We start from the raw sequence: 19000 nt of genomic DNA, 5'->3' as shown, positions 1-19000 counted from the left end.
AACACGCCAGCGACCCGCCCGTGCAGCAGCCAAGGGGCTTCGGTGAGGCCAGCCGCATTGCCGCAGCCAATCCAATGTTGACGCTGTGGCTCCCCACAGCGTCATCCATCACGCATCGGCCTGTGTCACGCGACGGCCTGCTGCTCGATCCGCACGGCCGGCGCCACCGACAGCGCCGGTTGCAGCAATCCCCAGGCTTCCAGCTGCTCCACCGCACGGCCGATTCCGTCCTCCTCGCGGATGCGCTGCCCCAGCGCGCGCGCCGCTGCGCGCATGCTCGGCGCGCTGGCCTGGCCGATGGCATCGGCCAGGGTCTCCGGCTGCAGCCCGACCCGTGCAAGCGCCGGCGGGGCGACGCCGCGTTGGGCCAGGCAGTGCGCCCAGAACGGCTGGTCATAGCCGAACGGCAGCACCACCGACGGAATCCCCGCAGCCAGCGCCGCACCGGTGGTGCCGGCACCACCGTGATGCACTGCCACCGACACCCGCGGAAACAGCCAATCGTGCGGTGCCTGCTCCAGCTGGAAGAAGCGCTCGGCATCGTCGGATGCGTCTTCCGCGGCCGCCAGCCCGCCCCAGCCGCTGGCCAGCAGCGCGCGTTGACCGGTCAGACGCACCGCCGCCTTGACGATGGCGGTGAGCTGGGCCGCATCGCTGCTGATCATGCTGCCGAAACCGATATACAGCGGCGGCGGGCCGGCCTGCAGAAACGCCTGCAGCGCGGCCGGTGGCTGCCACTGCGGCTGCGGCAACTGCCAGAAACCGCTGACCTGGGCCCGGTCCGGCCAGTCCGGCGGGCGTGGGCACAGATGCTCGCTGTAGCCATACACCACGCGCTGCGCACTGCGATCGGGGCCACTCCACGGATATGCCGGCAGTCCCAAGGCCGGGCGCACGATGCCGTTGAGCGCCGGGCGCATCAGCTGCCAGCCGGCAAAGCGCACCGCGTGATGCAGCGCCACACTCACCAGCCCGGGCAGGCGCACGGTGGGCATCACCATCAGCGGCACATGCCGCGAGGCGGTCAGCGGCTGCAATTGCGTGAACACCACCGGCAGGCCATAGGCCTGGCCCAGGCTATGCGCCAGCAGGCTGGCGCTGCCGACGCCGAGAATCAGGCCGGCATCGGCACAGGCCGCGCGGCCCTGCTCGGCCCAGTCGCGCGCCCACTCCAGCAGCTGCGCACGCAAGGTGCCCCAGATGCCGCGCCAGCCACCGCGCATCTCGGCGACATCCGGATGGCCCTGCAGCAGTTTCTGGTGGTCGCCGCTGAGTGGGAAGAAGTCCAGCCCATTGGCGCGGATCAGCGCTTCGAAGTTGGCGCTGGTCAGCACCCGCACCGGGTAACCGCGCGCCTGCAAGCCACGGCCCAGCGCGATGATCGGGCGTACATCGCCATGCGTACCCAGGGTGGCGATCAGCACCGGGCGCTGGCGTCCCGCGTTGAAGGAGGACTCAGGCATATTCGGCCACCCCGTCGCTGGCGGTGGCGATGCTGCCATCGCGTTGTGCGGCTTTCGTGGTGGCCGCGTGCAGCAGTGAGCTGAGCGTGGCCGAATGTGTGGACGACAGCATCGAGTGGTGGTCGCTGTCCAGCACATGCAGTTGCAGGTTGCGCACATACGGGCGCCAGGCCTGCGGCCGATAATCCACCCACACCGTATCGTCACCGCCGGAAGTCATGCGCACGCTCGCTTCGACGAACACCACATCCTGGTCCAGCGGCTTGGGACGGTGACGCCGCGCCAGATGCAGGTGGTGCTGGGTCATGCCGCCCATGTCGTCCAGCAGCGTGGGGCGTTGCTCGAGCAGCTGGCGCACCGCGGGCAGGTCGTTCAAGCCGTAGTGATCGCACAGCAGGCTGGCCAGTTCGGCCACCGTGGTCGGCATCGGCTGGCCGTGTGCCAGATGCAGACCCAGCGCATGCACCGATGCACGCACGTTTTCCGATTCCGGCAGCGACGCGGCCTGCTCCAGGTGCGGGTAGCTGTCGAGCATTGCCAGCAATTCGACTTCTTCGCCCAGCGCATGCAGTTCGGCGGTGATGGCATGGGCGATCAAGCCGCCCAGCGACCAGCCGATCAATCGGTACGGCCCCTGTGGCTGCACCGTGCGCAGCCGCGCCAAGTAATCGCGCGCGATCGCCTCGATGCTTTCCGGGCGATGCTGCGGGTCACTCAAGCCCGGCGACTGCAAGGCATACACCGGCCACTGCGGATCGAGCTGACCGAGCAAGGTGAGATACGACCAGCCCAGGCCGACCACCGGGTGGATGCAGAACAGCGGCGGCGTACCCGGGGTGCCCGCACGCAACGGCAACAGCACGCCGAGCGGGTCGTTCGGAGTCTGCGAGTTGCGCTTGATCACCTCGGCCAGGCCCGCAATCGTCGGCGCATGGAACAGGGTGCCCAATGGCAGTTCGACACCGAACGTCTGCGGGAAGCGTGCTGCCATTTCTGCCGCGCGCAGCGAGTCGCCGCCGAGCTCGAAGAAGTTGTCTTCGACACCCACCACTTCGATGCCCAGCACGTCCTGCAGCATCGCTGCCAGCTGCTGTTCGAGCGCATCGCGCGGCGCCACATGCGCGCGCTGCGGCAGCGCACCTGGCGAGGGCAAGGCGCGGCGATCCAGCTTGCCATTGGGTGTCAGCGGCAGTGCCTGCAATGGCACCCACAAGGTGGGAATCATCGACGCCGGCAGGCGCTGCTGCAGATGGGCGCGCAACAGCTCGGGTGATGGCGTCGCGCCATGCTTGCCCACCACATACGCCAGCAACTGCAGTGTGTCGTGGTCGCCATCGCGATGACCGACCACCACCGCCTGCGCCACCTGCGAGTGGAGCAGCAAGGCGTTTTCGATTTCGGCCGGCTCCACGCGATGGCCGCGGATCTTCAATTGCGCATCGGCGCGGCCGATGAATTCCAGCATGCCGTCGCGGCGCTGACGCACGCGGTCGCCGGTGCGGTACATGTTGCTGCCGTCGTCGGCGAACGGGTCGCGCACAAAGCGCTCGCTGGTCAGCTGGCGCTTGCCGCGATAGCCCTTGGCCACGCCCGCGCCACCGATGTACAACTCACCGATCGCGCCGGTCGGCAGCGGTTGCCGCTGCGCATCGAGCACATAGACGCGGGTATTGAGCAGCGGCCTGCCGATCGGCGGGGCGGCAGCGTCGGTGAGCTGCAACGGCATGATGGTCGACCAGATCGTGGTTTCGGTCGGCCCATACAACTGGGTCAGGCGCCCGACCCGGCTCAGCAACTGGGTCGCCAGTTCCGGCACCAGGGCTTCGCCGCCGACCAGGGCGTGGATACGGTCCAGCGCCAGATCCTGATTGGCCAGCAGGATGCGCCACAGCGACGGGGTCGCCTGCACCATGCTGATCTGCTCCTGCGCGATCAGCCGCGACAGGCTGCGTGGATCGTGGGTGATGCCGGCCGGTGCGATGACCACGCGCGCACCCACCAGCAACGGCAGATACAGCTCCAGCCCGGCGATATCGAAGGTGATGGTGGTGACCGCCAGCACGCGGTCGCGCGGACGCAACGCAAGCTCATGCTCCATCGCATGCAGGAAATTGAACAGGTTGCGATGGCTGATTTCCACACCCTTGGGTGCGCCGGTCGAGCCGGAGGTGTACAGCACATAGGCCGTACCGTCCGGCGTGGCCAGCGGCGCGATTGCCGCCGGCAACACCGCCGGGCGCGGATCCAGCCAGACCATGCCGCCGAGCAGATAGCGCTCACACAACGCCGGCTCGCAGACCAGCGCGATGGCACCGGAATCGTTGAGCATCTGCCGGTTGCGTGCGGCCGGGCTTTCCGGGTCCAGCGGCAGATACGCCGCCCCGCTCCACATCACCGCCAGCAGGGCCACCAGCAATTGCTCGCTGCGCGGCAGCGCGATGGCGACCACGTCGCCAGGGCGGACACCATCGGCCACCCATTGCGCGGCGATGCGCGAGGCCAGTTCGCACAGCGTGGCGTAGTCCAGGGTGCGGTTGTCGTATTGCACCACCACTGCCGCCGGCATCAGCTCGGCACGCTGCAGCATGCCGTGCAGCAGCGTGGCCGGCTCCGGCAGCGCTGCGGCGGTGGCGTTCCAGGTCTGCAACAGGCGGCGGCGTTCCGCATCGCCCAGCACATCAATCTGGCCCAACGCGCATTCCGGATCGGCCAGCACCGCATCGGCCAGATGGGTCAGGCGGCGGCAGTGCTCGGCCAGCTCGTCGCTGTCGTACAGCGCCGGATTGGCATCCAGATCGAAGCGCAACGCGGCACCGTCGCCGCGCTCGTAGCAGAAGATGGTCAGATCGTCGGCCGGGCCGTTGGACAGGTTATGCGGCATCGCATAGGCCTGGCCAAAGCGCAGTGCGTAGTCAAAGGCTTCGATGTTCACTGCCAGGCGTGCGAACTTCTGATCGATCCCGAACATGCCCAGATCGCGGCGCACGTCCTCGAAGCGGTATTGCTGGTGGCGCAGCGCATGCCTGACCACCGAGGACACCTGCGCGAACAGCGCATGCACCGGCTGCTGCGGATCCATTTTCAGGCGCAGCGAAATCACATTGGCCACCAGGCCTGCGGTCTGCCGGTAGCGCGCATTGATGCGGCCGGTCACCGGCATGGCCAGCACCAGATCCTCGGCACCGGTGCAACGGTAGTAGTACGCTGCGATCAGCGAAATCAGCATCTGCGGCAGGCTGGCGCCATAGTCCTTGCCGAGCGCGCGCAGCCGCACCACCTGCTGCGGCGAGAACTGTCCGGTGCCACGCAACAAGCCGGTCGACAGGTGATTGCCCGGACGCGCCAGGGTCGCCGGCGGCGGCAGGTCGGCCAGCTGCTGCATCCAGTAGCTGCGGTCGCGCTGAAAACGATCGGAGTCGCGATACTGCTGTTCCAGCTCGATCAGCGACAGCGCACTACCGTATTGCGCAGGCTCCGGCTCGATGTTTTCTGCGTAGGCGTTATACAGCACCGCCATGCGCTGCATCATGATCGAGGCGCAATAGCCATCCATCACCAGATGGCTGACGCATTGCACCCACATATGGTGGTCTTCGCCAAGGCGAAACACCGCGCAATGCCATAACGGCCCGTTCTGCAGATCTTCCGGCTTGCGGATTTCTTCGTCGACCCAATGCTCGGCGGCGTTGCGCGGGGAAGGATCTTCGCTAACGTTGAAATACGGAATCGCGGCGGTGTATTCGGGCAGGACCACCTGATGCGGCACGCCGTCGTGCTCGGCGATGCATAGCCGCAGCGTGTCGAATTCGCGCGTCAGCTGCATGCTGGCGCGGATCAGCAGCTGCGGATCCAGCGGGCCGAACATTTCCAGGGCTTCGGACAACATCAAGGTGTTGTCGGTATGCAACTTGCTGGCCACCCACAGGCCGCGTTGCGCTTTGGTCAGGGGAAACACGGGAGAGTCGTCAGTGTGCATTGCGTGCATCCTTCTTGTGTGGCGCGCAGTCGCCCGGTGCGCCATGTCCGCAATGCGGTCAGTGGGACGCCGGATCAGCACCTGGCCTTGAGAACGTGAGGTAAGAGACACCGACGACCGCCAACGCATGCCGGCGATATACGATGGAAACGCACAATGGGAACGCACCACGAAGCGACGTGCAGCGTCGCTACCACGACGTGCAACGACATTGCTAAAAGCACTTGTTTCCCGACAAGTTAAACAAACACTAACAATTAGCCACCGCGATAAACCGTGCAAAAATCACGAAATCCGCGTCGCCTGCGAAAATTTTTTGCCGAAGTGTGATTTCAACTAATGTTCTGGATGCATACGCCCATAGCGCGCGTTTTCCGGCGGTTGCGCGCTACCGAACCGACGGCCATGCATCGCACCGCAGCCGGTGAAGGCTTTTTTTCCGGGAATTTTGCATGGCCTGCGCCGCGCCCATGGCCGTATGTATTAAGACCATTGTGTGCAACGGCGTTGACGTTATTGCATTGCCGGCGCAACCACTTCGCAAAATACAGTGATTTTTTGCAATGCCGTCTGCAACCGTGCGGTCACGCCACGGTTACTTGATTGTCATTGCCATGCTAAGGCGATCACGTATGCACAGCTGTTGCTGGTGATTGCCTGGCCCTGGCTGGGCCGATGGCGTGGATCGTGGCACGCCGTCGTTGCAGGCAATGCCTTACCGGGCTCGGCCAGGGCGCGTAGAAACCATGGCGTCCGGCGATGGCACCGGATCATGAACATGAGTTACACCACATTACGGCCGCGCAGCGATGCTGCGGGCCATCGCGTCAATGCAGTGCGCTCGAAGGTGAAACAGAATGGCGCGCCACGGCCCGGCCGCAGCGCGCAGTGCCTCAGCCCAACGGTTCGTCGGACAGATAGGTGTAACCGGTCAACCCTGCTTCCAGCGCATCGCTCAATTCCTGTGCGCGCTCGGGCGACAGCTGCGCGGCGGCGATGCGCTCGGCATAGGTCGCACGCAGCGTGTCCAGCTGATAGCCCACGTAGTCCAGCATCACATCGGTGGTATCGCCGCGGCGCTGCTGCGCGATGCGATAGCCATCGCCGTCCACGGCCACTTCCACCGCATCGGTATCGCCGAACAGGTTATGGATATCGCCCAGGATTTCCTGGTAGGCACCGACCAGGAAGAAACCGATGCGATAACTCTCGCCCGGATTCAGCGTGTGCAGCGGCATCGAGCTGTCCAGGCTTTCGTTCTCGACGTAGGTCTTGACCATGCCGTCCGAGTCGCAGGTCATGTCGGCGATGATGCCGCGCCGCTGCGGCGCTTCGTTCAAGCGCTCGATCGGCACGATCGGGAACACCTGATCGATCGCCCACACATCCGGAATCGACTCGAACACACTGAAGTTGACAAAATACTTGTCCACCAGCCGCTCGTTGAGCTCGTCCAGCACCGGGCGATGGCTCTTCTCGTCGAAGCTCAGGCGTGCACGCACGCCATGCGCAATCGCATAGAACAGGTCGTCGATACGCGCGCGGTGGGTCAGGTCGATCTGGCCCAGTGCATACGCACTCAAGCCTTCGGCATGGAAGTGCTGCGCCTCCTGGAACAGTTCCACCGCCGGGCGCACATCGAGCTCGTCGTGGATCTCGCGCAGGTGGCGGATCGCTGCCGGCTCGTCGTCGTGTGCGTCCGGCACGCGACCTTCCGGCGCCTGCTCCACTTCGGACACGTTGGCGATCAGCACCGCGTGGTGGGCGGTCATCGCGCGGCCACATTCGGTGACGATGCGCGGCGGGGTCAGGCCGTGCTCCTCGCAGGCGCTGGCCAGCGGCTGCACGATGTTGCTGGCGTAGGAATGCAGGCCGTAATTGATCGAGCAATAGCTGCGCGAGCGCGTGCCTTCGTAATCGATGCCCAGGCCGCCGCCAACGTCCACATGGCTGATCCTGGCGCCCAGCCGCGACAGCTCCACGAAGTAGCGCGTGGCCTCGCGCATGCCGTTGGCGATGTCGCGCACATTGGAGATCTGCGAGCCCATGTGGAAATGCAGCAGCTGCAGGCTGTCGGCGTACTCGGTGTCGCGCAGGGTCTTCCACAGGTCCAGCACCTGCCGTGGCGACAGCCCGAACTTGGCCTTGTCGCCACCGCTGTTCTGCCACTTGCCCGCGCCAAGCGAGGCCAGGCGCATGCGCACGCCCAGACCCGGCTTGACGTCCAGCGCGCGCGCCTCCTCCAGCACCAGCTTCAGCTCGGAGGGCTTTTCGATGACGATGAAGGTCTGCAGGCCGAGCTTGCGGCCGATCAGCGCCAGGCGGATGTATTCGCGGTCCTTGTAGCCGTTGCAGACGATCAGCCCGCCCGGACGCGACAGCGCCAGCACCGCCATCAGCTCCGGCTTGCTGCCCGCCTCCAGGCCGAAGCCGTCGCCGTGGTGGCTGGCCAGCGTGCCGGCCACGCCGCGATGCTGGTTGACCTTGATCGGGTAGACGGCCGTGTAGCCGCCGGCGTAGTCCCATTCGGATTGCGCCCGCGCGAACGCCGCCTGCAGCTTGCCCAGGCGCTGGCCCAGGATGTCCGGGAAACGTACCAGCAGCGGCAGCTTGGCACCGGCTGCGCGCGCGGCGTCAACCACCTCGGGCAACGACACCGACGGACCGTCGCTGGTCGGCGTGACCACCACATGTCCGGCGTCGTTCACATCGAAATACCCGTCGGCCCAATGCGGGATCGAATAGGTCTTGCGGGCTTGGTCGAGGGACCAATCGCTCATTTCGCTGACTCGGCTGGGGCAAAAAGGGCGTGAAGTGTAACGCCTGGCACGCGCAGGGTCCGTTACAATCCGCGCCGACTTCACGCCCTGCTCCTGATTGGAGCGGGGTTGGCGGGGGTTCGGGATGGCCGCCAGCAGCTTGCCTGTGCGCGGCTGCGCCCGACCCTCATCCGGCGCTTCGCGCCACCTTCTCCCAAGTGGGAGAAGGAACAGCCCCATCTTTCAGGACCTTGCATGAGCGCCAACGACAACTGGTACATCGAACATTTCCAGCCGACCGGCTCGGCGATCGGCTTCCGCATCAGCGGCAAGCTGGACGAGGTGCAGTCCCCGTTCCAGAAGATCGAGATCTACCAGACCACCGACTGGGGCAAGCTGATGCTGATCGACGGCGCGGTGATGCTGACCAGCCGCGACAATTTCTTCTATCACGAGATGATCAGCCATCCGGCGCTGTTCACCCACGCCGCGCCCAAGCGCGTGGTGATCATCGGCGGCGGCGACTGCGGCACCCTGCGCGAGGTGCTCAAGCACCCGGGCGTGGAAAGCGCCACCCAGTGCGACATCGACGAGCAGGTCACCCGCATGTCGGAGAAGTATTTTCCCGAGCTGTGCGATTCCAACCACGATGCGCGCGCCGAGCTGCTGTTCGACGACGGCGTGGCCTACATGGCCAACTGCCCGGCCGGCAGCGTGGACATCGTGATCGTCGATTCCACCGACCCGGTCGGCCCGGCCGAGGGCCTGTTCAACAAGGCCTTCTACGAGAGCTGCTTCAAGGCATTGAAGGACGACGGCATCCTGGTGCAGCAGTCCGAATCGCCGCTGGCGCTGCTGGAGCTGATCGAGGAAATGCGTACCGAAATGGGCAAGGCCGGCTTCCAGTCGTTCAAGACCCTGCCGTTCCCGCAGCCGTGCTACCCGACCGGCTGGTGGAGCGTGACCATGGCCAGCAAGCAGGCCAACGCCGACTTCGCCTTCCGCCTGGACGCTGCGCAGGCCAAGGGCTTCGAGACGCTGTACTACACCGCGCACCTGCATACCGGCGTGCTGGTCGCACCGCCGTTCGTGGCCAAGGCACTGGGCGAGTAAGCACGGCTCACGCACCGTAGCGCGCCGCCAGCGGATGCGGGCGGCGCGCCAGTAATCACGGCCAGACCGTGACCAGGCAACCGTGCAGAGCGCGCTACAACCGCGCCAGCACCTCGGCTTTCTTGGCGTCGAACTCTTCCTGGGTCACCAGTCCCGCATCCAGCAGTTGCTTGAGCTTGCTCAGCACCTGGATCGGATCGTCCGCGGCCGCTGCCGTGCTCTGCGGTGACGAGGACGCGCTGCCCTGCGCGGTGGGTGCGTGCACCACCACGCCACCTGCCGATGCGCGCAACTTGTCGAACTCCAGCTGCTGGCGCTTTTCGTAGGCCGATTCCTCCACCTGCTGCGCATAGGCGTAGACCCGCCGGGCCTGCTTCTTGGGCAGGCTGTCGATGGACAGGTAACCGCCCTGCGTGGTGCGGCACATGATCGTCGCCCCCAGCATCTGCTCGCTCATATGCACGTCGAGCACCTCGCGCCAGGGGACATCGCGAAACGTCATTCCGAACAGCATGGGGTGCACCACGATGAATCTGCGCGTGGTCAGCACCACCGCGGCGGGCGACAGGTTCACCACCATTTTCTTCTGCACCGCGATGTACTCGACCTGCTCGTCCCGCGTCAGCAGCTCGTTCACCTTGGGCAGGATCTTGCCCACGGCCACCGGATCCTGCTCATCGGTCAGGAATTGCGTAAAGACCTCCATACCTTCCTCGTCGTGATCGCCTGCGCCGCAGCGTTGTCTTGTATGACACCACATCCAGCATGCAGGTTGCGGCATCGCACGCGCTGCAGGCCTCGGTTCATCCAAGGATTCAGCGCTCTCCACGCTCCAAACACGACAGGGCGGATGCCACCATCCGCCCTGTCGTTACACACTTTTGATCAAGCAACCGGTCAGAAGCGAACTTCAGCGCCAACGTTCAACACTTCGGCACGATTGATGGTGATGTCTTCGTCGGAGTAGTAATAGTCGTTGGCATAAAGATAGTTGGTATAGAACACGCTCAAACTGGCGTGCCGGCCAATGTCTACGCCAAAGCCGGCACCCGCGTACGCACCTGACACGCGCTCATTCGATTCGCCGTTGGAATTGGCCGACCAATAGCCCAGGCCTACCACAGCGAAAAGTGGACTGTCACCAAAGTTGAAACGCGCAGTGCCGCCCAGACTGCCGAATTCCACGCCGGGTACGTAGGAGTCCTCGTGATCGCTGATGCGGGCCAGCTTTCCCACCGCCGCTTCGATGCCGATCAGGGTCACCGGGCCTGCCCGCCAGCGATAGCCGGCATTAAAGCCGAGCATGTCCTGATCGATGCCTTCGTATACTTTCCCCTGACCGCCCTGCACACCAAGAAAGACACCGCTCTTGAGACGTTGCTCTTCCTCGCGTGGCGTCGCCGACCGATACGCGAGAGCCGGCGACGGCGCCACGGCCGTGGATGGAGCAGAAGCGATGGTGGTGGCTTCGGCAGGTCCAGCTGTGTAACTACCATTGGCTGCGGCTGACTGCAGCGCGTCGTCGTTCGTTTTTGCAGTGCTCGATGCCGCTGGCGTCGCCAGCTGCGCTGCGCCGCTCTGTGCAGCGGCCTGTTGCTGCTTTTGCTGTTGCCGATAGGTGTCCCAGCCACGCGACAACGACTGCGCGGCCGCGTCGGAAACGCAGCCCAGCGCCGTGCAGGCCAACAGCCATGTTGCGGTCCTTTTCATTGCATTCCCCAATGAGTCGTCCTCCATCGTCCCCGCATCCATGCGCACGCAGGCATGACCTGGCGGCGTCCGGAAGTGGCGCAGTTGCTGTCCCATTCGGGGGCTTTCCCAGCATCACCGGATCGTGCGCGTACTCGGCTTCAGGCATCGTCCGCGTGGACGTGCCGGTACTGACGTGTGATGCAGCCCCCTGACCGCAGCCGGCACAGTGGATCGAGTCTCAGCAGCTGTCAAGAAGGGCTGTGATCGTTGACCGTCGGTGCGCACAGTGCGCGGCCAGCCGCCCCGACAAGCGCTGCTGCCGACGGGTACGGGGTGCGCTGCGCTCCACGCACGCTCGCTGCGGGCAGCGCGTCGTAAGGACGTATCGACAAGATTGACTGCAGCTGACGCGGCAAGCTATTGATTCTTCGAACCGTTCCACTCCCGGAACATTACATTTGTTAAACAAATGTAATTTCAGTACTCGCAAGTTCTAAAATTCACCGGACCGATCCCCCGCGATCATCGTGAACCTGCCAGACGCGTGATTCCTCCGCGCCGCCAAGGTCCGGAGACTTGCCATGCATTACCAGCCGCTGGACACCTCCAGCCTGCAAATCGTCACGCCCGTGCTGCTCAAGCAGGGCACCCGGCTGCTCGAGCCCAACGTCTATCGCACGCATCTGGATGGGCAGCTGGCGGTGGTCAAGGACTACAGCCGCTACCGCCGTACGCTGCTGGCGCCGATCGCGCGGCTGATGGTGCGGCACGAGGCCAAGATGCTGGCCCGCCTGCACGGCTGGCGGCACGCGCCGGCCCTGCTCGGCACGCTGGGCGGGCTGGCGTTGGGCATGGAGTTCATCCCCGGCGACACCCTCAGCGCCAGTGCGGTGGTCGGCCAGGAAGTGTTCCAACAATTGCAGCAGGCGCTGCGCCGCCTGCACGCCGTCGGCATCACCCACAATGATCTGCACGGCACCAATGTGGTGATCAGTGCCGGCGTGCCGGTGCTGATCGATTTCACCTCGGCCTGGCGCTTCCCGCGCTGGTTGCGGCGCGGCACGCTGGCGCGGCAACTGCAGCGCAGCGACCTGGCCAATTTCCAGAAGATGCGCCAGCGCCTGGCCGGGATCGCGCCGACCGCCGACGAGGCCGCACGCAGCGCCGAGCCGCGCTGGGTACGCACCATCCGCGGCAGCTGGAAGCGGCTGTATCGGCACCTGAAGCGCGATGCGCAGCCAACCAGTGCCGACTGAAACCCGCTGACCGGCAGGCCGCAAGCCCGCCACCGAGGCAGCGCGCACGCGCCCTGATGCCTGGCTGGTGACGCGCACCGCGCCCTGCATCCAGCCCCGACACCAGCGCAACAACGCGCATCGATCTGCGTCCCGCATGCTGATCCGGCGACGCGGGCCACGTTCGCCGGGCTGCAAGCCTGGCCATCCCGATGCCACGCCAACGGTGCGCCGATCTTCCTGGCGAGCAATCGCCAGCTGGTGCGCAACGGCGCGGGGAAACCACAGTGGACTGGGTCACGCGCCGATGCCGTGCACCGGCGGCGCCCTCCAGGCGGCTAGCCGGTCGTCCGGTCGCCGCCCCGGCTCCTCACTGCGCGCTTGCCGCTTCGCCTGCCGGCGGCGCGCGGTAGGCGATCAATTGCGGCGCGTCGGCGACGAAGCGGTCCAGCACGCCATCGGCGATCTTGACCGGGCCACCGAAGCGCGTGGCGCCGGGGATCGAGGGGATCGCCGCGGCTTCGGCGGCGATCCGCTTGGCATCGGCAAACGCAACTGCTGCCTGCGCGTCACCGCGATTGGCGGCATCCAGCCCGGCTGCGGTCTGCTGCAGCGCGCGGCCCCAGCCTTCCATCGCCTCCAGCCAGGGGCGCGATTGTTCCGCAAAGCCCTTGTCGGCCACGCCTGCGCGAATGCTCTGCGGCGCGGCCGCGAACGCGTCGGCCGTACGCGCCAGCTCGGCGATGGCCTGGCTGCGCGCTGCCGCATCGCCCAAGGCAATCGTCTCGCGCACATGGTCGAGCACCGCCTTCAGCCGCGGCGCCTGTTCCTGCCACGGCTGGCTGCCGAAGGTCGGCGCCAGATGCTGGGTATCGAAGAAGGTCAGCAGCGCGGCGGTCACCTGCGCGTCGCCACCGGCCAGGTCGCGTGCGGCCGCATGCCAGGTGCGCTGGGCGTCGTAGCCAGTGTCGTTCCAGGCGAAGGCGGTCAGCCCCATCACCGCGACCCGGCTGGGCACTTCCTGATTCATCGGGTTGGAGACGATGCCGGACAACTCCGCCGACAGGCCGGCCTCGCGCCGCGCGTACGGCGCCATCAGCAGGCGCCCGGCCGAGGTTTCGAAATCGTTGACCGGGTAGTTGTCCCACAGCAGCGTCTTGCGGCCGAACGCCTTGGTGGCCGCGCGTGCATCGGGAATGGAAATGGCCGGCGGCACCACGTCGGTGCCGGTCCACTGCACCACGATCTTCGGGTCCAGATGCTTGCGCAGCGCTTCCTTGTACGGGCTTTCCTTGGCGTCGTAATACTCGGTCGGCACCATGATCAGCTCCGAGGCTGCATCGTGGCGGGCGACCAGATCGGCCTGCACCAGGTTGAGCAGATGCGACTGCGCGATACCGGCCGCCTGCGCGCCGGACGCGCCGAAGGTGGTCTTGTCGCGCTCGCAGTTCCACTTGGTGTATTCGATATCGTCCAGCGCCACGTAGAAGCTGCGGACGCCCAGCGCACGGAAGGCATCGAACTTGCGCAGCAGCGCCTTGGCATCGGCCGGATCGGAGAAGCACACCGACGGCCCCGGCGAGATCGCATAGACGAAGTCGACATGGTTGCGCCTGGCGGTGGCCGCCAGCTTGCCCAGCGCCTTCAGCATCGCGGCCGGATATGCCTCGCGCCAGCGATCGCGCGCGTACGGGTCGTCCTTGGGGCTGTAGATGAAGGTATTGGCCTTGCTGCGGGCGAGAAACGCGATGTGCTTGCTGCGGTCGGCCATCGACCATGGCGCGCCGTAGAAACCTTCGATGGTGCCGCGGATCGGCATCGCCGGATGATCCTGGATCGCCAGGGTCGGAATGGCCGGGCGCTCGACCAGCTGGCGCAGCGTCTGCGCCGCATGGAACAGCCCGTCGTTGTCATGACCGGCCAGCGTGATCAGGCTGCCGGTGCCGAGCGCCACGCTGGCGAGCGTATAGCCCTCCTTGTGGGTGTCCTGCACCGCCTTGCTGCGGGTCAGCGCATCGCGCACCACTGCCGCCTCACCGGTGCCGAGCACGATGTGCGGGCGGTCGAGCTTGGCTGGCAGACGCGCCGCGGTGGCGATCTTGGTGACGCCGGCCGTACCGAGGATGCGGCGTACCAGCGCGACCGATTCCGGATCCGCACCCGGCGCCGCCACCAGCACCACTGACTGACCCAGCGTAACGGTGCCGCCCTGCAGCGTGATCGAAACCGGCGTGGGGAAGATCGCCGGCTGGGTGACTGGCTGTGCCAGCGCGGGGACGGTTGCCGCTGCCAGGCCCGCTGCCAGCCAGAGCGAGAGCGGGCGCAAGCCCGACTTCCTATCGCGTCGCTTCATCCCCGAACTCCGGTATTGAAATGGTATTAGGCCCTAGAGTAGGCAAGTCGTCGCGTGGCGACAAGCGGGCCCGGCCTCACGACATTTCCTCAGAGCAGAACGACAGGCTGCATGACGGCACAACGCTGAGGCCGCTGCTGGCCTCAGGCGCCGGATTTAATCTGCGGTATTGAAATGGTATGAGCACACGCGTGGCGTGGTACCGCTCGGGTCATGTCGCGGGCCAACTGCCCCGGATGAGGTTGCGCACGGGGCACCGTCTCGCAGACGCGTCGGCCGTCGATGCCAAATGCCGCCTACCCACGGCGAACGGTGACTCACGACGCAGTGGTGGACGCCGTGGCGCTGTGTCGCGGCAATCGGGCGATGACGGGTGCGGTATCTCAGCAATCGGCCAATCGCCTGAGCACCAACGGCGCAGCAGCGGCCAAAGGCGCTGCCCGCTGACGCCTCACAGCGCGTCGCTGTCCAGCTCGCCGGTGCGGATGCGCACCACACTGCCCAGGTCGTAGACGAACACCTTACCGTCGCCGATCTTGCCGGTCCCGGCCGCGGTCACAATGGCTTCGACCACGCGCTCGGCCTGGTCGTCGGTCACCGCCACTTCGATCTTCACCTTGGGCAGGAAATCGACCACGTATTCGGCACCGCGATACAGCTCGGTGTGCCCCTTCTGGCGCCCGAAGCCCTTGACCTCGGTGACCGTGATACCTGCCACCCCGCAGCCGGCGAGCGCTTCGCGCACATCGTCGAGCTTGAACGGTTTGACGATGGCCATGATCATTTTCATCGGTGCAGATCCAGCGGCATGACAGGGCGCGCAGCATACCGTGGACGGCCGTAACACTCACCCAGCGGCGCGCGGCCGTCACCGCGGCCGACAGTCGAATGGGACTATCCTTACCGCCTGCCGACTGCCTTGCCGATGTCCCGCGTGTCCCGGCCTGCACTAGGCTTCCTACGGACCTGCGGAGAACACCCATGATCGATTTCAACCAGCTCGACGACCTCGCCCGCCGCCTCAGCGACCTGGTGCCGCCGGGCCTGCGCCAATCGCGCGAAGAACTGCAGAGCACCTTCAAGGGCGCGCTGCAGGCCGGCCTGGGCAAGCTGGATCTGGTCACCCGCGAAGAGTTCGACGTGCAGCGCGCGGTGCTGCTGCGCACGCGCGAGAAACTCGAGGCGCTGGAGCAAGCCGTGGCCGCGCTGGAAGCCCGTGCGCCCGCGACGCCGCCCACAGCGCCACCTGCCGCTCCCTGACCAGGGCCCTCCACCATGAGTCTGGCGCTGGTGCACAGCCGTGCCCGCGTGGGGGTGCATGCACCTGAGGTCCGGGTGGAGGTGCATCTCTCCGGCGGGCTTCCCTCCACCCAGATCGTGGGCCTGCCCGAGGCCGCGGTGCGCGAATCGCGCGAACGGGTACGTGCGGCGCTGCTGTGCGCACACTTTGAATTTCCCGCCCGGCGCATCACCATCAATCTGGCCCCGGCCGACTTGCCGAAGGAAGGCGGCCGCTTCGACCTGCCGATCGCCCTCGGCATCCTGGCCGCCAGCGGGCAGATCGATCGCCAGACCCTGGCCGACTACGAGTTTCTCGGCGAGCTGGCGCTGACCGGCGAATTGCGCGGCGTCGATGGCGTGCTGCCGGCCGCCCTGGCTGCCGCGCAGGCCGGGCGACGGCTGATCGTGCCGCTGACCAACGGCGCCGAAGCGGCTGTCGCCGGGCACGTCGAGGCCTTCACCGCGCGTACGCTGCTGGAAGTCTGCGCCGCGCTCAACGGCAGCCAACGGGCGCCCGCTGCCGAGGTAGCGATTCCGGCGCTCGGCGCGCGCGCGCTGCCCGACATGGCCGATGTGCGCGGCCAGCCGCACGCGCGTCGCGCGCTGGAGATCGCCGCTGCCGGTGGTCACCATTTATTGCTGGTCGGCAGCCCTGGCTGCGGCAAGACCCTGCTCGCCTCGCGCCTGCCCGGCCTGTTGCCGGAATCCAGCGAGGCCGAGGCACTGGAAACCGCAGCCATTACCTCGGTCAGCGGCCGCGGGCTGGATCTTGCGCGCTGGCGGCAGCGGCCCTACCGGGCTCCGCACCATACCGCCAGCGCGGTCGCATTGGTCGGGGGCGGCACGCATCCGCGCCCGGGCGAGATCTCGCTGGCCCACAACGGCGTGCTGTTTCTGGACGAATTGCCCGAATGGCAGCGGCAGACGCTGGAAGTATTGCGCGAGCCCCTGGAATCGGGCCTGGTGACGATCTCGCGCGCAGCGCGCAGCGTGGATTTCCCCGCACGCTTCCAGCTGGTTGCTGCCATGAACCCATGCCCATGCGGTTGGGCCGGCGATGGCAGCGGGCGTTGCCGCTGCAGCAGCGACAGCATCCGCCGCTATCGCAGCCGCATCTCCGGCCCGTTGCTGGACCGGATCGACCTGCATGTCGAAGTGCCGCGGCTGCCTCCGCAGGCCTTGCGCAGCGGCGATCCCGGCGAAGACAGCACCAGCATGCGTGCCCGCGTGGTCGCCGCACGCCAACGGCAACTTGCGCGTGCCGGCGCACCCAACGCGCAGCTGGATCAGGCACAGACCGATGACCACTGCCGCCTGGAAGGCGACGATCAGGTGCTGCTGGAACGCGCCATCGAACACCTGCAGCTCTCCGCACGCTCGATGCATCGCATCCTGCGCGTGGCCCGCACCATTGCCGATCTCGACGACAGTGCGGCCATTGCCACCCGGCATCTGACCGAGGCCATTGGTTACCGCAAACTGGATCGCGCCATCGGCACGGCGAGCGCGGCGTAGCAGCGCCGATCCAAACGCCTCAACGTGGTGGCATTGGTCCACCGTACGACGATGCCGCGCAGTTTCGTTAGGACGCTAAGAAATTCCAGACGGCAATGCGATCGATCGCTGTCTCCATCGAAGGGTTATCTGCTGCCGGTTCGTCGGCAGGGCGCGTACGCGTGCTTCCATCCGGCGGCACAGCATTCGCCGATACGTCCACACGCTCTCTCCAGCGTCGCAACATCCATTTCATGGCGATGCACGTACAACGTCCGCCTTCCCATTGCGCAGAGGCCATCATGAGCCGACTTCCCGACCTAGTCACCGTCCCGTCCCTGGATCTGAATCGTTATCTGGGCACCTGGTACGAAATCGCACGGCTGCCGATTCGCTTCGAGGATGCCGATTGCACCGATGTGTCGGCGCACTATTCGTTGCAGGACGATGGCACGGTGCGGGTGCAGAACCGCTGCCTGACCGCCGAGGGCGAGCTGGAAGAAGCGATCGGGCAGGCGCGCGCCATCGACGACAGCAATGCACGGCTGGAGGTCACCTTCCTGCCCGAAGGCCTGCGCTGGATTCCGTTCACCAAAGGCGATTACTGGGTGATGCGCATCGATGCGGACTACACCGCCGCGCTGGTCGGCGGACCAGACCGCAAGTACCTGTGGCTGCTGGCAAGGCTGCCGCAACTGGACGAAAACACCACCCAGGCCTATCTGGCGCATGCGCGCGAGCAGGGCTTCGATCTGGCCCCGCTGATCCACACCCCGCACACCGGGCGACTGACCGAGCAGCCACTTCCCTGACAGCGACGCCAAGCCGACAAAGCAGCCTTCAACGTTTCTCGCCTGGGCACGCTTCCTCGGCCAGCGAATGGCTTGTGTCTTTGGGGATCGGGGTTGCGGGTAGCTCGACCGTAGAGCCAGACCAACTCTAGAGCGGCTGATCTGCGGCCTGGCTGCAGGGCCCTTGCCCGCCCACCATCGCGGGACACGCTGCAAGTACATGCCTGTAGGCTCTTACGCGGCATCCATGCCGTGTAAGGTCCCGCGACGGTAGGCAGGCAAGGACCAGTGGAGATGGTCGGTGCGCGCGGGCAAGCAAGGCAAGACATCGGGTGTTCGGATCACGGTGTATGCCACCGGCTTCCCATCCCAAGCCGCGCGGCAGACAGGTTTTCAACGCGCAACCGACAAACGTCTCCTCTGCCCGCCACAAGCTCAGGAACACGCTTTCGAGAAAGCGGCCGACCAACTTGCTAGTGCGGGACCCCCGCCGGTTGCGGGACCCTTGGCGGCATCAATGCCGCCAAGGAGCCTATACGGACGGATTCACGGCGTGTCCCGCAAGCGGTGAGGGCGCCGCACCCTCGACCTACCCCCCCTCGCCTATCTGATATTGGACGACTGGCGACCGGACTGCAGCCCGACTCAATCGTCGAGCGCACCCAGATCCTTGGCCGCAGCCTGCGCGCCTTCCAGGCTGTCGAAGGCGACGCCGGTGTCGCCGACCACATACTTGGTCAGCTCGCCATCGCGGGTGGTTTCCTGCATCTTGAAGATCGGCACCGCATCGGTGCCGCCGACGCGTTCTTTCTGCGTTGTCATGGTGATTCCTCCAGGGAGAGT

13 protein-coding genes are annotated in these 19000 nt (G+C 66.1%); 5 read left to right on the top strand and 8 right to left on the bottom strand.

The window, feature by feature from the left end:
* Positions 1–125: 125 nt before the first annotated feature.
* The 3 genes from GGR73_RS19870 to speA all read right to left on the bottom strand — a co-directional run bounded on the left by GGR73_RS19870 (position 126) and on the right by speA (position 8219).
* Positions 126–1463: a glycosyltransferase gene (locus tag GGR73_RS19870; protein ID WP_184458456.1), complete on the bottom strand. Its 1338-nt coding sequence runs from the start codon at positions 1461–1463 to the stop codon at positions 126–128.
* A complete protein-coding gene (locus tag GGR73_RS19865) occupies positions 1456–5439 on the bottom strand; it encodes a non-ribosomal peptide synthetase (protein ID WP_184458455.1) in 3984 nt (1327 codons plus the stop codon). Before GGR73_RS19865 ends, GGR73_RS19870 begins: the two co-directional genes overlap by 8 nt.
* A gap of 893 nt (positions 5440–6332) precedes the next feature.
* Complete coding sequence (gene speA / locus GGR73_RS19860) at positions 6333–8219, bottom strand: arginine decarboxylase (RefSeq protein WP_104569597.1); 1887 nt, start codon at positions 8217–8219, stop codon at positions 6333–6335.
* A gap of 234 nt (positions 8220–8453) precedes the next feature.
* On the opposite strand from speA, the gene speE reads away from it, so the two are divergent.
* Positions 8454–9311, top strand: a complete 858-nt coding sequence (gene speE / locus GGR73_RS19855; protein WP_184458453.1) for a polyamine aminopropyltransferase — start codon at positions 8454–8456, stop codon at positions 9309–9311.
* A gap of 94 nt (positions 9312–9405) precedes the next feature.
* Here speE and GGR73_RS19850 read toward each other — a convergent pair whose 3' ends face one another.
* Entirely contained in the window at positions 9406–10017 is a 612-nt protein-coding gene (locus GGR73_RS19850; RefSeq protein WP_184458451.1) for a PH domain-containing protein, read from the bottom strand.
* 191 nt (positions 10018–10208) lie between these two features.
* A complete protein-coding gene (locus GGR73_RS19845) occupies positions 10209–11021 on the bottom strand; it encodes a hypothetical protein (RefSeq protein ID WP_184458504.1) in 813 nt (270 codons plus the stop codon).
* A 563-nt stretch (positions 11022–11584) separates the two neighbouring features.
* Here GGR73_RS19845 and GGR73_RS19840 point away from each other — a divergent pair.
* Positions 11585–12259 carry an RIO1 family regulatory kinase/ATPase domain-containing protein gene (locus GGR73_RS19840; protein ID WP_046344826.1) on the top strand — a complete coding sequence of 225 codons (675 nt, stop codon included), beginning with the start codon at positions 11585–11587 and terminating at the stop codon, positions 12257–12259.
* Positions 12260–12608: 349 nt separating this feature from the next.
* Here the strand turns inward: GGR73_RS19840 and GGR73_RS19835 are convergent, their stop codons facing one another.
* Both GGR73_RS19835 and GGR73_RS19830 read right to left on the bottom strand, forming a co-directional pair.
* Positions 12609–14591 carry a beta-N-acetylglucosaminidase domain-containing protein gene (locus GGR73_RS19835; protein WP_184458449.1) on the bottom strand — a complete coding sequence of 661 codons (1983 nt, stop codon included), beginning with the start codon at positions 14589–14591 and terminating at the stop codon, positions 12609–12611.
* A 451-nt stretch (positions 14592–15042) separates the two neighbouring features.
* A complete protein-coding gene (locus GGR73_RS19830) occupies positions 15043–15381 on the bottom strand; it encodes a P-II family nitrogen regulator (protein ID WP_016904463.1) in 339 nt (112 codons plus the stop codon).
* Positions 15382–15572: 191 nt separating this feature from the next.
* Between GGR73_RS19830 and ubiK the strand changes: the two genes are divergently transcribed.
* The 3 genes from ubiK (at position 15573) to GGR73_RS19815 (ending at position 18178) form a co-directional block, all read left to right on the top strand.
* The gene (gene ubiK, locus GGR73_RS19825) at positions 15573–15851 is read left to right on the top strand and encodes a ubiquinone biosynthesis accessory factor UbiK (protein WP_167764405.1); all 279 of its coding nucleotides are present in this window, start codon (positions 15573–15575) and stop codon (positions 15849–15851) included.
* A gap of 15 nt (positions 15852–15866) precedes the next feature.
* Positions 15867–17387, top strand: coding sequence for a YifB family Mg chelatase-like AAA ATPase (locus GGR73_RS19820; protein WP_184458447.1), 1521 nt, complete (start codon positions 15867–15869; stop codon positions 17385–17387).
* A 281-nt stretch (positions 17388–17668) separates the two neighbouring features.
* Entirely contained in the window at positions 17669–18178 is a 510-nt protein-coding gene (locus GGR73_RS19815; protein ID WP_065033484.1) for a lipocalin family protein, read from the top strand.
* A 624-nt stretch (positions 18179–18802) separates the two neighbouring features.
* On the opposite strand, the gene GGR73_RS19810 is transcribed toward GGR73_RS19815, so the two are convergent.
* Positions 18803–18979: a hypothetical protein gene (locus tag GGR73_RS19810; protein WP_184458445.1), complete on the bottom strand. Its 177-nt coding sequence runs from the start codon at positions 18977–18979 to the stop codon at positions 18803–18805.
* Positions 18980–19000 lie beyond the last annotated feature (21 nt).

The sequence above is a fragment of the Xanthomonas sp. F14 genome (assembly GCF_014199865.1).
This window is presented reverse-complemented; position numbering and strand designations above follow the sequence as displayed.